At 57.9% G+C, this 14,524-nt stretch carries 10 protein-coding genes and 3 pseudogenes; 3 read left to right on the top strand and 10 right to left on the bottom strand.

What is annotated here, in order from left to right:
- Positions 1-463: 463 nt before the first annotated feature.
- The 3 genes and pseudogenes from pyk to dnaE all read right to left on the bottom strand — a co-directional run bounded on the left by pyk (position 464) and on the right by dnaE (position 6,681).
- Positions 464-2,229, bottom strand: a pseudogene (gene pyk / locus JCM13995_RS01565) (pyruvate kinase).
- A gap of 91 nt (positions 2,230-2,320) precedes the next feature.
- Positions 2,321-3,280 carry a 6-phosphofructokinase gene (gene pfkA / locus JCM13995_RS01560; protein WP_054661781.1) on the bottom strand — a complete coding sequence of 320 codons (960 nt, stop codon included), beginning with the start codon at positions 3,278-3,280 and terminating at the stop codon, positions 2,321-2,323.
- A gap of 107 nt (positions 3,281-3,387) precedes the next feature.
- A pseudogene (dnaE, locus tag JCM13995_RS01555) lies at positions 3,388-6,681 on the bottom strand (DNA polymerase III subunit alpha).
- 99 nt (positions 6,682-6,780) lie between these two features.
- On the opposite strand from dnaE, the gene JCM13995_RS01550 reads away from it, so the two are divergent.
- Positions 6,781-6,978, top strand: coding sequence for a YjzD family protein (locus JCM13995_RS01550; protein ID WP_054661778.1), 198 nt, complete (start codon positions 6,781-6,783; stop codon positions 6,976-6,978).
- Between the two features lie 97 nt (positions 6,979-7,075).
- On the opposite strand, the gene JCM13995_RS01545 is transcribed toward JCM13995_RS01550, so the two are convergent.
- The 7 genes and pseudogenes from JCM13995_RS01545 to clpB form a co-directional block, all read right to left on the bottom strand.
- Positions 7,076-7,501: a hypothetical protein gene (locus tag JCM13995_RS01545; RefSeq protein ID WP_054661775.1), complete on the bottom strand. Its 426-nt coding sequence runs from the start codon at positions 7,499-7,501 to the stop codon at positions 7,076-7,078.
- Positions 7,441-7,887: a hypothetical protein gene (locus JCM13995_RS01540; RefSeq protein ID WP_156314277.1), complete on the bottom strand. Its 447-nt coding sequence runs from the start codon at positions 7,885-7,887 to the stop codon at positions 7,441-7,443. Before JCM13995_RS01540 ends, JCM13995_RS01545 begins: the two co-directional genes overlap by 61 nt.
- A 120-nt stretch (positions 7,888-8,007) precedes the next feature.
- A complete protein-coding gene (locus JCM13995_RS01535) occupies positions 8,008-9,558 on the bottom strand; it encodes a bifunctional metallophosphatase/5'-nucleotidase (protein ID WP_054661769.1) in 1,551 nt (516 codons plus the stop codon).
- A 3-nt stretch (positions 9,559-9,561) separates the two neighbouring features.
- On the bottom strand, positions 9,562-9,924 hold the full coding sequence (locus JCM13995_RS01530; RefSeq protein WP_263849532.1) for a DUF1836 domain-containing protein: 363 nt from the start codon (positions 9,922-9,924) through the stop codon (positions 9,562-9,564).
- Positions 9,830-10,114 (bottom strand): DUF1836 domain-containing protein, encoded by a 285-nt coding sequence (locus tag JCM13995_RS16595; protein ID WP_263849531.1) that lies wholly within the window; start codon positions 10,112-10,114, stop codon positions 9,830-9,832. Before JCM13995_RS16595 ends, JCM13995_RS01530 begins: the two co-directional genes overlap by 95 nt.
- 284 nt (positions 10,115-10,398) lie before the next feature.
- The gene (gene rpmF, locus JCM13995_RS01525) at positions 10,399-10,587 is read right to left on the bottom strand and encodes a 50S ribosomal protein L32 (RefSeq protein WP_054661766.1); all 189 of its coding nucleotides are present in this window, start codon (positions 10,585-10,587) and stop codon (positions 10,399-10,401) included.
- A 154-nt stretch (positions 10,588-10,741) separates the two neighbouring features.
- Positions 10,742-13,351, bottom strand: a pseudogene (gene clpB, locus JCM13995_RS01520) (ATP-dependent chaperone ClpB).
- 281 nt (positions 13,352-13,632) lie between these two features.
- Here clpB and JCM13995_RS16590 point away from each other — a divergent pair.
- Together JCM13995_RS16590 and JCM13995_RS16585 are read left to right on the top strand one after the other, a co-directional pair.
- A complete protein-coding gene (locus JCM13995_RS16590) occupies positions 13,633-14,139 on the top strand; it encodes an FGGY family carbohydrate kinase (protein WP_263849530.1) in 507 nt (168 codons plus the stop codon).
- Positions 14,046-14,524, top strand: a 479-nt coding sequence (locus tag JCM13995_RS16585; protein ID WP_263849534.1) for an FGGY family carbohydrate kinase, incomplete at its 3' end; no start/stop codon positions are given. The genes JCM13995_RS16590 and JCM13995_RS16585, both read left to right, overlap by 94 nt.

Genomic DNA, 14,524 nt, shown 5'->3' with positions numbered 1-14,524 from the left:
AACGGGGGAGCATCCAGCTACGCCAGTGGCCTCGCCGCCAAAAAAAACGGCGGCAATGCCTCTGGCTATGATCAGACCGTAGCCATTTATGGCGTACAGTCTGACATGCGTAGCGGCTGGCTGTCCCCCTAAGAACGCCAAGTCTTCGCACCTTACCTAATCGGGCTACGGACTGGCAACGGCCGAGTGTCTAGCTACGCCCAGCGGCTCGCTCGCGCTGCGAGCAATCCACTGGGCTAGGCTAGTCATCGGCCTAAGTACGCCAGTCCTTCGCACCTTACTAAATCGGGCTACGGACTGGCAACGCGGGAGTGGTTAGCTACGCCCAAGGCCTCGCCGCTAAAATCGGCGGCAATGCCTTGGGCTAGGCTACCCATCCCGCTAAAACCGCCAGTCCTTCGCACCATGCAAAAAAGCCGCCTCATCTCTGAGACGACCTTCTTGAACTCGATTAGCGGAAAGCTTACAGCGTGTTGGTAGCACCCTTGTAAACAATGCCGCGACGGGAATCAACGGTGATGATCTGACCATCGGTGATTGCCTTGAGGGCACCCTCGGCGCCAACAACCACTGGGATCCCCATAGCGATGCCGACAACGGCAGCATGGGAAGTCAAGCCGCCGCCTTCAACGACCAGAGCGGCTGCCTTTTCGATGGCTGGCAGGTAATCCTTGTCAGTGGTCTTGGTAACCAGAATGTCACCCTTTTGCATCTTAGCTGCAGCTTCGTCAGCAGAGGTTGCCAGAACAGCCTTACCAACAGTAGCTGCGTCACCAACACCGGAACCTTGGACCAGCTTGGAGCCGATCATTTGGACCTTCATGACGTTGGTCGTGCCGGATTCGCCAACTGGAACACCGGCAGTGATCAGGATCAAGTCGCCTTCTTCAGCGAAGCCGAGCTCTTGCGCCTTCTTCGTCGCGAGGTCGAACATCTCATCCGTGTTGGCAGGCTTGTCAACGATATACGGGAAGACCCCGCGGTTAACAGTCAAGCCGCGCTGAGTGTGCTCGTTAAAGGTCAGCGCCAGGATGTTGGCATCTGGGCGGTACTTGGAAATCATACGGGCAGTGTAGCCAGATTCGGTCGTTGCAACAATGGTCTTAACGCCAAGTTTTTTGGCCGTGCGGGCAACCGCAACGCCGACAGACTCAGTAACGGACTCATTGTCGTAATTGCGCTCTGGGTAGCCGCCTTCCTTGATGAGCTGATCTTCAATGTAGGAATCGATCCGAGACATCGCAGCAACAGACTCAACAGGGTACTTACCGTTAGCGGATTCACCGGAAAGCATGGTTGCATCAGTGCCATCAAAGACGGCGTTGGCAACATCACTCACTTCGGCACGAGTCGGACGTGGGTGCTCCTGCATGGAATCCAGCATATCGGTGGCAGTGATCACTGGCTTGCCGACATCGTTGCACTTGCGGATCAAAGCCTTCTGAACGATCGGGACGTGTTCGAATGGGATTTCGACACCCATATCGCCACGGGCAACCATCAAGCCGTCGGAAACCTTGAGAATGTCATCGAAGTTGTCGATACCTTCCTGGGATTCGATCTTCGGGAAGATCTGAACGTACAGCGCGTTCTTTTCTTCGAGCAGTTCACGAATGTCCATGACATCCTGAGGCTTGCGAACAAACGATGCGGAGATGAAGTTGATGCCCTGATCCAAGCCGAAGCGAATGTCATCGGCATCCTTTTCGGTGATCCCAGGCAGGTTGATGGCAACGCCAGGGGCGTTAACACCCTTACGGCCGCCGAGGACGCCATCGTTTTGAACGGTGGTGACCAGTTCACGGTTCTTTTCGTCCTTTTCAGTGATCAGCATGTCGATCAGCCCATCATCAAACAGAACATGGCCGCCAACGTGCGTATCGTCATAAAGGCAGGATACGTTACAGCAACTTTTTCCTTGGTCCCTTTGAGTGAAGCGTCCATGGAAATACGAACAACGTCGCCAGTATGGAACGAGATTTTGCCGTCCGGAGTGTCCTCAACGGTAGTCCGAATCTCGGCACCCTTGGTGTCAAGCATGATTCCGACCGTCTTGCCGGTAATCTTTTCAGCGTCATGAACCATCTGCATGCGAGCCGCGTGTTCTGCGTGGTCCCCATGTGAGAAATTAAACCGGAATACATTAGCGCCTGACTGAATCAACTTAACGATAATGTCTGTCGTATTGCTGGCAGGGCCAAGCGTGCTAACGACCTTGGTTTTTTTCATAAATAAAATCGCTCCTTTTGAATTTTTTTAACCCGCCTTGATGGCGAAATTAACTAATTGATGTTCGAATACCGACTAGATGAGCAGCCGTTTAGTAAGCAAGGTCCTCGACCAACTGGTGCAGCTCCAAGTGACTTTCGTGCTTGGAGTTGAACAGATCGGTCATGGCGTGGCTGACCAGCTTGTTGTTCTGAATTCCAACAGCCAGACCGCCTTTACCCTGCATCAACAGCTCAACGGCGTATGCGCCCATTTGCGAGGCCAAAACGCGGTCCTTCGCTGTCGGGTTGCCGCCGCGCTGAACGTGACCCAGCGTGGTTGCGCGCAGCTGGAAGTCGCCGTACTTGCTGAGCTTGTCAGCAAATTCGTCGGCGTGCATCACGCCTTCGGCCAGCACAATGATTGCGTGCTTCTGGCCGCGCTGACGGGCAGACTTAAGCTTGGCAGCGACCTTTTCGATGTCGTAGTCGTGCTCCGGAATGATCACGTCTGCGGCGCCGCCGGCAACGGCGGACCACATCGCAATGTCACCACAGTTGCGGCCCATGACCTCAACCACGAACGTACGCTCATGGCTAGCCGCCGTGTCAGTCAGCTTGTCGATGGCATCCAGCGCGGTGTTGACCGCGGTGTCAAAGCCGATCGTGAAGTCGGTGTACGGAATGTCGTTATCGATCGTGCCTGGCAGGCCGATCGCGTTGTAACCGTGCTGCGTCAGCTTCAAGGCGCCGTGGTAAGACCCGTCGCCGCCGATGACGACCAGCGCGTCGATCCCAAACTTATTCAGTTGCGCGATGCCCTTGAGTTGAACTTCTTCCTTTTCAAACTCAGGGTAGCGAGCGGAGTAAAGCATGGTCCCGCCGCGCTTGATCACATCGTTGACAGCAGCCGCGTCAATTTGGAAAATATCGCCGGCAACCAAGCCCGCGAAGCCATAATTAATGCCGAAGACTTCAAGGCCTTCGGTCAAGGCTTTGCGGGAAACCGCACGAACAGCAGCATTCATGCCAGGGGCGTCGCCACCGCTGGTCATAATCCCAATGCGTTTCATCATTTCACCTCATGATTTTTCTTTCGGGGCACGCCCCTAACACTCGTTAAGCATATCACTTTTCAGAAAAGTTGTCGCCTGAAGCCGCAGAATTTTCTCATTTTTCATCAGCGCCGTTCAGCCGTTGGCGCACAACGTTTTTTTCCGCCCACTAAGCCGGCAATAATGGTGACGGTTTCATCGCTGTCATCGACCCAGTAGCGCCGATTCAAAATGATGCTTTCACGGGTCTTGCCGTTCACCAAGATGACCGGGGTGCCACCGTGATGCTGGGCCAGCGCTTGCATCAACTGTCTCTGCCCAGCCTTGTTGTCCGGGTCCGCCAGGCGGATGAACAGCTTGGCCTGCGGCAGGTTCGCCAGCGCCTCATCCCCGAGCTCAATGCGGTTGGCGATCAGCTGCAGCCCATCGCGCTCCTCGACCTTGCCCTGCACCACAATCACCTGATTCTCCTGGTACTCGGCAATCGCCGGATACAGGCTTGGAAACACCGTCACACTCAGCTGACCGGCGCCGTCCTGACCGTCCAAAAACGCCATTTCCTGCCCCTTTTTGGTCCGGATGCGCTTGATGCGACGGATCACCAGCACCACCGTGACCTGCGTGTGCCCTTCCAGCTCAACCGTGGACACCAGCGGCATAAACGGACTGAGCGCCTCAACATAACGGTCCACTGGGTGCCCGGATAAGTAGACACCGAGCACCGCGGCCTCCTGGTCGAGCTGCTCGGTGGCGCTCAAGCGCGGCACCGTGATGGTTTTCGGCTGAAACGCCTCAAACAAGGTTACGTCATTGCCGGCCAGCTTGACCGTTTCGATCAGCTCGGCCAGGTTGGCCTGGACCTGCGCCCGGTTATCGTCGAACTGGTCGAACGCGCCGGCTTGGATCATCGCGGTGAAGTTCTCAGGTTTCAGCCACTTGACGTCGATGCGCTGCAAGACGTCCTGCACCGACTTGAAGGGGCCGCTTTGCCGCGCCGTCAGCAGCGCATCGGCAAAGTCGCGGCGCATCCCTTTGATCGACAGCAGGCCGAACCTCAGCGCGGCCCCTTCGATCCGGAACACCAGCTTTGACCGGTTAATGTCCGGCCCAAGCACCTTGATTTTACGACTTTTCAGCTCCTGGACATACTGCCGCAACTTGGTGGCGTTGTTCAGGCTGCCGTTCATCAGCGCCGCAAAAAAAACGCGGTCGGGTAATGCACCTTGATGTAAGCCAGCCAAAACGCGATCATCGAGTACGCGACCGCATGGCTGCGGTTGAACCCGTAGTTGGCAAAATGATCGATGTAGTCGTACACGGTTTCGGCGGTTTGCTGATCGAAGCCCTTGGCCTTGGCGCCTTCAATGAACTTGGTTTGCTCGGCCGCCAGCACCGCGGCCTTTTTCTTACTCATCGCGCGCCGCAACAGATCCGCTTCGCCCAGGCTGAAGCCGCCCATTGTGCTGGCGACCTGCATGACCTGCTCCTGGTAGACTAACACGCCGTACGTCGGCTCCAGGATTGGCTTGAGCGCCGCCGCCGGATACGTGATTGGCTCCTCGCCGTGCTTGCGCTTGATGAAGGTGTCGATCTGCTCCATTGGCCCCGGCCGGTACAAGGCGTTGGTCGCCACGACGTCCTCGAACGCCGTGGGCTGCAGCCGCCGCAGCACCGAGCGAATGCCGCTGATTCAAACTGAAACACGCCATTGGTGTCACCGCGCGCAAACAGCTTGAGGGTCTCGGCATCATCCAGCGGAATCTGCTTGGGATCAAACGGCTTTTTCGTCTGGTACGTGATGGACTGGGTCGCGCGCGCCAGGATGCTGAGGTTGCGCAGACCCAGAAAGTCGATTTTAAGTAAGCCGAGCCGTTCGACGTTGGTCATGGTGACCTGGGTTTGCGCGATGCCGTCGCCGCCGTCCTGCACCGCGACCGTGTCAGTCAGCGGCTCCTGCGCCAGCACGATCCCGGCGGCATGAGTCGAGTAATGCCGCGGCAGCCCTTCCAGCGCGAGCGCCGTTTGGTACAGCGCGCGGTTTTGGTCCGAGTCGGAAATCAGGTTGCGCAGCGGCAGCGAATCCTTGTAGGCCGTCGTCAGGTCAATTTTAAACATGGCCGGAATGGCCTTGCTCCACTTGTCACTGTCGAACTGGCTCAGCCCAAACACCCGCGCCACGTCGCGCAGGGCCTGCTTGGCGCCAAAAGTGCCAAACGTGATAATCTGGGCCATGTGGGCCTGGCCGTAAAACTCGTGGACGTAGGCGATCAGCTCCTGGCGCCGGTCGTCGGGAATGTCGATGTCAATATCCGGCATCTGCTGGCGCGCCGGATTCAGGAACCGTTCAAAGAGCAGGTTGTACTTCAGGGGGTCGACTTCGGTGATCGCCAAGGCGTAGGCCACCAGCGACCCGGCGGCAGAACCACGCCCGGGGCCCATCATGATGCCCACCTCATGGGCGTGGTTCATGACGTCCCAGACCACAAGGAAGTAGTCGGCAAAGCCATTTCATTGATGACCTTCAGCTCGTAGGTCAGACGGTCCTGGTAAGCCTCCGGCACCGGCTGACCGTTGAACCGCTTGGCCAGGCCCTTGGTCGCCAGCTCGTGGAGGTAGTCCTTGGCTGGGACGTCGTTGGGCGTTGGAAAATGCGGCAGCTGCGGCTGTTTGAACTCAATGGTGACATCGCAGCGGTCGACCAGGGCCTGAAGGTTGTCCAGCGCTTGCTGCTGGCTCGCCTGCTGGAACGGCGCGGCCGCGTCATCGGCCTTGGTCAGCCAGTCCGGCCCTGCGTCCATCAGCGTCGGGTCGCGGAAATTCAGCTGGGCGCCGTCCTTGATCGCCCCCATCACCTTTTGGGTGAACGCATCGGTGGGGTTCAGGTAGCTGACGCGGCTGAGCGCTAGCAGCGGCAGCGCGTTTTGGCCCGCGAACTGCGGCAACGTGGTCGTCAGCTCTTGCACGGTCACGCCCAGATAAAGGCTGGCCGGCTGCTTGGCCTTCAGCGTCTGAAAGTAGTCTTCCGCCTTTTGCTTGCGGTCTTTAAACGCCGGGCTCAGCAAATAGGCCCCTGGCACGATCACCGCGAGACCCGCCAGGTTGGGCAAATCGGCAAGCGTCGGCGGCGTTTGCGGCATCATGATCGCGCTGGACAGCCGCAGCAGCTGGTGGTAGCCGGCCGTGGTTTCGGCGACGACTAAAAACTCGCAGTCTGGCAGCTGCACGGTCATCCCCAAAAGCGGCTTGATCCCCGCCTTGAGCGCTTGCGAATAAAAGTCCACGATGCCGTAGACCACGTTGACATCGCTAAGCCCGATGGCAGAAAAGCCGCGTTCCTTAGCGGCACCGATGATCTGGTCCAAGGTCAGCGGGCTTTGGAGCAGTGAATACGCGCTTTTGACTTGAATATGGGTAAACATTGTTTCACCTCGCTTCTCATTATACCCGAACCGCTAGCCAGTTCCCGGTTGCATTTTGCCTCCGGCGTGATAAGATGAGTTTCAGAAAAGAGGGATACCATGCGCTATATCGCAACTCTAGTCTGGGGCGTCATCCTCGGTCAAGTCGTTGGCTTTCTGGCCAGCGCGCTGACCGGCGGCACTTATGATCCCAAGCTTTCAGCTATCGTCTCTGTGATCTTTACGATCATCCTCTTCGTCCTTCCGCCGATCATGAAAGCATTCGATCCGACGACTGATGAAAAGAAAACCAACTAATTTTTGAAACTGCCCTGCCGCTTGCGGTGGGGTTTTTTTCGTGCCCATAGCAAAGGGGTGCAGCATGTCGCTGCACCCCTGGTTGGTCACCTTGTGATCACTTGGTGACGTAGATAAAGATATCAGACGCCGAGGCGCCGACGTTGAATTTCACGCCGTTACTCTTGATGGTCTTGATGGTCGTGTTGGAACCATCCTGATCCTTCAACGCTTTTTGGAAATCGGCCCCGACTTTTTTGGCATCGGCACCGACCGAGTTGGCGAGCAGTCCGAACATCTGGCCAAACGCCGCTTGCTTCTTCTTATCCTTCATGGCCTTGATCGGGGCGATCTGCGTCGCTGAGATCAGCTGACCGTCCTGCACATTCACGCGCAGCTTCCCACCGGCGACATCCAAGACTTCTTTCAGCCCGGAGACACTGGTTGGCAGCTGCTGGTCCTTCGTCTTATCAGTCGCCGTCTTCATGGCTGACTGCAGGGCCTTTTGCTCCGCAACCAGTTGCTGCTGCTGCGCGATCGGCATCTTGGCGACTTCTTCCTTTGTCGGCTGCTTCTTGGTGGCAGCGCCTGGAGCTGCTTTTGAATGTTTGCCGGCAGCGCCGTGGCAATGATGGCCTGATTGTACTTAGTCGCAACCGTCTTATACGCGCCCAGCGACTGGGCGGCCTTCACGGTGACTTTGGTGCTGGCATCGCCGTCCTTGATTGTCACATTCTGCTTGCTGGTGCTCATCGGTACGGTGAAGGTGAACTTGCCGTCATTGACAGAGGTCTTGCCGGACTCAGTGTCGGCCTTGTAGCTGACCGACTTGCCAGAGGCATCGCCCTTGATGATGGCCACCATCCCCGAATTACTGTATGTGGTCTTGCTGGTGCTCAGCTTCGTGCCACAACCGGCGAGTGTGAGCACCGCGGCGAGGCCAACGAAGAGCAATCCTGTTTTTTTTCATGTATAAACCTTCCCTTGTTTCAGTCTGTGCCCCACATTACCGCGTTCCCACCAAAAACGCAATGAAAATGTGACTAGGTGTCACATTTTAGGCAGGACCGTGAAGTTGTGGTCGGCAGTCGCCTGGACGACCGGGTGGGCCTGGAGGTAGTCGGCAATCAGCTCGGTCATATCCTTCTGGTTCTCGCGCACGATCTTACTCGGGTCAAACATGGCAAAGTTGCCCCCACCGGCCGCGCGGTAGGAATTGGTCGTTACCTCGTAAAATTGGTCGGCGGCCACTGGGCGCCCGTGGTATGCCAGCTGTATGACGCGCTGGCCCACCGGTTTGGTGATATCGAACGTGTAGTCCAAGCCTTGGTACATGTCGTAATTGTAGTACTGCGGCTTCGGCTTGGCAAAGCGTGCGGTCACCACCAGCTGGCCGTTTTGCAGCGTGAAGAACTCGGCACACTGCTCCAGCGCCGCCTTGATGTCAGCCCCGGACAGGCGCAGCACCGCCAGCGTGTTGGGGTAAATGTAGTTGGTCACCACATCGCGCATGGTGATGGTCGCGCCAAAACCGGTGCCTTCATTGTTGAACAAGGCCGTGCCGGCAATGTCAGTGTCAGTCGCCGCCATTTGCACCTTGTTAATGAACTCGATGTACGGCGTCTCAACCAGGCGTGCCGCCTGTGGGTCATGGATGGTCATGTCGCCTTGCACGCGGCCGAGCGGCGAGTCCAGCCAGTCCTCAGTCGCATTTTGCGTCGCGGCAACGGCGGTCAGCACGTGACCATCTGCTTTGGCCTCCCCGGTCGGCACCAACCTGGCGCTGGCGTCTGCCACTTGCCAGCCCGTCGCAGTGGGCGTCAAGTTCAGGGTGATGACCCCGACGTTCGCACCGCGGTAACCTGGCTGGGTCGTTGGCACGCCGTTGACAAGGCCCGCAAGCTCGCGGTGCTGGTGGCCGGTGACCAAGGCGTCGACCCCTGGCAACTGGCTCAGCTGGTAGCCAACATTTTCGCCGGTCAGCGCCTCGGTCGGTTCACCGGTTTCAAGGTCCCGCTCGAAGCCGCCGTGGTAAGCAATGACGACCACGTCCGCCAGCTCGTGCAACCGCGGCAGCCAGTGAGTCGCCACCGCAACAGGACTTTCAAACGTCAAGTCGTGAATGTGGTGCTGCCCTTCCCAGTGCGGAATGTAGCTGGTGGTCAAGCCGAGCACGGCGACCTTCACCCCACTTTTTTCAAAAATCTGGTAAGGCTGACCGAACGCGGGCTGGCCGTGGTCCAAAATATTGGCGCACAGCACCGGATAGTTCAGCGTGGCGATGGCCTGGCTCAGGTACTCGCGCCCATAATTGAACTCGTGGTTGCCCACGATGCCAAGATCGTAGCCCACCCGGTTGTAAGCCGCGGTCTCCAGCTGCGGGTCCTGCTTGATGCTGGCGGCGTAATAAGCCAGCGGCGAACCCTGCAGGTAATCGCCGTTTTCGATGGTGAGCACTGGCCCAGTCGCGGCCTTTCGCAGCTGATCGATCACTGTCTTGGCCTTGCTCAGTGAAAACGGCAGGTCCTGATCGCGGCGCACGTAATTGGTCGGGACAATGTAACCGTGCGTGTCACTGGTGGAAAGAATGGTTAACTTCACGGGTTATTTCTCCTTCTTGCCGGTCGGCTTGGGCATCACCATGGTCACCATGGCAGAGACCAGCATTTTTTGCAGCACCGCATTGATGGCCAGAGACACCATGGCACTTTGGACCTTGATCGTGTCTTCCTTGGTCACCTTGTTGATCAGGACGCCGCCAGCAAAGTTGGTGTTGGCCTGCTGCAAAGCGCCGGCAAAGTTCAGGATAAAGGCGTCAAACGCCTGCTGCTTCTCGCGACCTTGCAGCTGGTAGTCGATGCCCGCCGCAATTTCATCCAGCGAGAAGACAGACTTCAGGATGGCGATGATCAAAATGTTGGCGACCTGCCCCCGGCTGTACTTTTTCTTGGTCGGCGGCGTGATCACGCCTTTTTTTGACGTAGTTGTTGACCATGGTCGCGGTCAACTCGCCCAGGTCCAGCGGCGCCAGCAGCTCGTTGACGTACTGCACGACTTGGTCCATGTACAGATCGAACTGCGGCAGGTCGGCCCAGCGCGGCAGCTGAACCTGCTGCAGCGACTTCAGGTACGCAAAATACTCTTCATCTTCAGCCATTGTGTTCCTCCTTCATTTCCTATTTTCAGTATAACACGAGAGCTGGTACTGGAAACCAGATAAAGGTATGGAGCCGTGAAAAGAGTCCACATAAACCGGCGGGCTTGGCACCTTATAATCGGGCTACGACTTGGCAACGCCCGAGCATCTAGCTACGCCCACGCCCTCGTCGGCCTAGTACGCCGACAATGACGTGGTCGGGCTAGCTGTCGGGCTAAATGCGCCAAGCCTATGCACCTTACAAAAAAAGCCGCAAACCAATTTGGTCTGCGGCAAAAGGTCCATTACGCCTTAGCGTTGGTATCCTTTTTGAGCACCTGAGCGCCCTTGTAGAAGCCCTTAGGTGAAACGTGATGAGAGACACGGTATTCGCCGGTCGCTGCGTCGAACTGCAAGTTCGGCACATTCAACTTAATGTGACCGCGGCGCATACGCTTTTTGGTTTTTGAAGTCCTGCGTGCTGGAACTGCCATGAGCGGAAAACCCCTTTTGTTTTAGATTTCTTTACTACTATACCGGACCCGGCCAAAATTGCAAGGCCAAGCGGCATTGATAGCCTGTTGCTATCACAGCATGACTAATCATACTAAAATATACGCGTCAAGGCAAGACCTTTACAGGTAAAATTTACGCTTCCGCCGGGGCCGGCGTGTTTTCCTTGCTGGTAAAGTCGAGCGCCCCGTCCTTCACGCCGATCGTCACCGTGGATTCCGGCACGATGTCACCGGCGATCAGCTGCTTGGCCAGCGGTGTCTCGACCGCCGTGGTGATCAGGCGCTGCAGCGGCCGTGCGCCGTAAGCCGGCTCGTAACCCTTGTTGGCCAGCCACTCCTGCGCGGCCGGCGTTACGTCGAGCGTAATGTTCTGGTCCGCCAGACGACCGCCGAGCTGCTTCAGATCTTTGACCGCGATTTTTTCCACGTCTGCCAGCCGCAGCGGTTGAACATGATAATGTCGTCGATTCGGTTCAAGAACTCCGGCTTGAAGTGGCTGCGGACCTGCGCCATGACCTGATCCTTCGCGTCTTGCGTGATCTTGCCGTCATCCTCCACGCCGTCCAGCAGCGCTTCGGAGCCCAGGTTGGACGTCATGATGATGATGGTGTTCTTGAAGTCGACGGTGCGGCCCTGGCTGTCAGTCAGACGCCCATCGTCCAGCACCTGCAGCAAAATGTTGAACACGTCTGGGTGGGCCTTTTCGATTTCATCCAGCAGCACGATGGTGTACGGATTGCGCCGCACCGCCTCGGTCAGCTGGCCGCCTTCCTCGTAGCCGACGTAGCCCGGCGCCGCGCCGACCAGCCGCGACACGGAAATCTTGTCCATGTACTCGGACATGTCGATGCGGACCATATGCTTTTCAGAATCAAACAGGTTGTCCGCCAGCGACTTGGCCAACTCGGTCTTCCCGACCCCGGTGGGGCCCAGGAACAGGAAGCTGCCCAGCGGCCGCGACGGTCCTGCAGGCCGGCGCGTGACCGCAGCACGGCATCGGACACGGCGTCGACCGCCTCGTCTTGGCCGATCACCCGCTTGTGCAGGTTCTCAGGCAGGTGCAACAGCTTCTGCCGGTCGCCTTCGACCAGCTTGGCCACGGGGATCCCGGTTTGCCGCGAAATCACCGCGGCGATTTCTTTTTCGGTGACGGATTCTTCAACCAGCCAAGAATCCGGCCGGTCAGTGGCTTCAAGGTCCTTCAGTTCCTTCTCCAGCTGCGGGATGGTGCCGTGCTGCAAGCGTGCGGCGGTTTCCAAGTCGTAGCGGCTTTGCGCGTCTTCCAGCTCGTGCTTGGCCTTATCGATGGCTTCCTTCTTCTCGTTCAGCTGGTTGATGTCCTTCTTCTCGGCGTCCCACTGCGCCTTAAGCTTGGCGGTTTGCTCCTTGGTGTTGGCCAGTTCCTGTTCGGCCTGCTTCAGGCGCTTTTCGCTGGCGGGATCGGTTTCCTTCTTCAGGGCCTGCTCCTCAATCTCCAGCTGCATTTGCTTGCGTTCAGCCACGTCCAGCGAGGTCGGCCGCGAATTCATTTCGACGTTGATCTCGGCACTAGCCTCGTCGATCAGGTCGATGGCCTTGTCAGGCAGGTAGCGGTCGGTGATGTAACGGTTCGACAGCGTCGCCGCGGCCACCAAAGCGGAGTCGTGAATGCGCACACCGTGGAAAATCTCGAAACGCTCCTTCAGCCCGCGCAGAATGGAAATGGTGTCCTCAACTGAGGGCTCTTGGATCAGCACGCGCTGGAACCGCCGCTCCAGGGCCTTGTCCTTTTCAATGTTCTCGCGGTACTCGTCCAACGTGGTCGCGCCGATCAGGTGCAGCTCGCCGCGGGCCAGCATCGGCTTGAGCAGGTTGCCGGCGTCCATCGAACCTTCCGTCTTGCCGGCGCCGACGATGGTGTGGATCTCGTCGATGAACAGCAGAATCTGGCCTTCGCTCTTCTTGACCTCGTTCAAAACGGACTTCAGGCGTTCCTCAAAGTCGCCGCGGTACTTGGCCCCGGCCAGCAGGCTGCCCATGTCCAGCGAAATGATGGTCTTGTTCTTCAGGTTATCTGGCACGTCGTTGCGCACGATGCGCTGGGCCAAGCCCTCGACGATCGCCGTTTTGCCGACGCCGGGTTCGCCGATCAGGACCGGGTTGTTCTTAGTCTTGCGCGACAGGATGCGGATCACGTTGCGGATCTCTTCATCGCGGCCGATGATTGGGTCCATCTTGCCGGAGCGCGCCTCTTTGACCAGGTCGGTGCCGTACTTTTCCAGCGCCTTGTAGGTGTTTTCGGCCGTCTTCGAGGTGACCTTCTGCCGCCGCGGGCCTTGTCGACGACCTTGCGGAACTTCTTTTCCGTCAGGCCGTTGTCCGTCAGGTACTTGGTGATGACGTTGTACGGCTGATCGAACAGGGCCAGCAGGACGTCCTCGGTGGCGATGAACTCGTCGCCTAAGGAAGTCTTGACCTTATCCGCGTCCTGGAACAGCTGGTACAGGTTCTGACTCATGTTCTGGCCGTAGCTGCTGGCCCCTTCGACCACAGACTCCTGGTCGATGGCCTGATCAATGGCGGCGTTCAGGCCGTTTAGATTAATGCCGGCATCTTGAAACAGCTGGGCGCCGAGGTCGCCCTTTTGGACCATGCTTTTAATGACCTCGGGAATATCGATTTCTTGATGGTGCCGCACCTGCGCGATTTGCTGCGCGGCGGCAACGGCTTCCGTGACTGCTTGCGTAAAACTATCAGGATTCAAAAAAATCCCCTCCTTCGCCGGTCCGGCTTAACCAGACGGCGTGTGTTCGTGATGATTATCACTACGCCTATAGTTTAACAAATTGCCATTGGTCAAAACAGGTCAAATTAAAAATAAATCGCTTCCAAGCCCAAAATCGGGCTTAGGGCCGAGGCCGGCCTTTTCAATCCCGGCCGAAGCGCTTACACTTATTCTATCAGACTGACAAGGAGCATGGCAGACATGGACAAACAGTACATCATGCGCTGGACGAAGGCACGACCTCGACCCGCGCCTCATCATTGATCACGCAGGCAGATCATCGCCGATGCGCAACAGGAGTTTCCGCAGTACTTCCCCAAGCCCGGCTGGTCGAGCACAACGCCAACGAGATCTGGAACGCAGTGCTGACCACGATCGCCGACGCCTTTTCCAAAAGCGGCATCCAGCCGCGGCAGATCGCCGGCATCGGTATCACCAACCAGCGCGAAACCAGCGTGATCTGGGACAAGCAAACCGGGCTGCCGATCCACAACGCCATTGTCTGGCAGTCGCGGCAAACCACGGCGCTGGCAGAAAAACTGCGGCAAGGGGGCTATGGGGACACCATTCACGAGAAAACCGGGCTGCTGATCGACCCCTACTTTTCCGCGACCAAGGTCCGCTGGCTGCTGGACGCGGTGCCTGGCGCCCAGCTCGCGCCGAGCGCGGTGAGCTGCTGTTTGGCACCATCGACACCTGGCTGGCCTGGAAGCTGTCCGGCGGCGCGATCCACGTCACCGACTACACCAACGCCAGCCGCACGATGATGTTCAACATCCACCAACTGCAGTGGGACGACGAGATCCTGAACCTGCTGCACATCCCCAAAGCGTTGTTGCCCGAGGTCCGCAGCAATTCCGAAGTTTACGGCGAAACCGCGCCGTTTCACTTTTACGGCAGTCGGGTCCCGATCGCCGGCATGGCCGGCGACCAGCAGGCCGCGCTGTTCGGTCAGCTGGCGCTGCGCCCAGGCATGGTCAAAAACACCTACGGCACCGGCTCCTTCATTGTGATGAACACCGGTAAGACGCCGAAAATGTCCGCCCATAACCTGCTGACGACCATCGGCTACGGGCTGAACGGTTCGGTCACCTACGCGCTTGAAGCTCGGTGTTTGTCGCCGGCAGCGCGATCCAGTGGCTGCGCGACGCG

The organism is Lacticaseibacillus camelliae DSM 22697 = JCM 13995 (assembly GCF_001311195.1).
GTDB lineage: Bacteria > Bacillota > Bacilli > Lactobacillales > Lactobacillaceae > Lacticaseibacillus > Lacticaseibacillus camelliae.
This window is presented reverse-complemented; position numbering and strand designations above follow the sequence as displayed.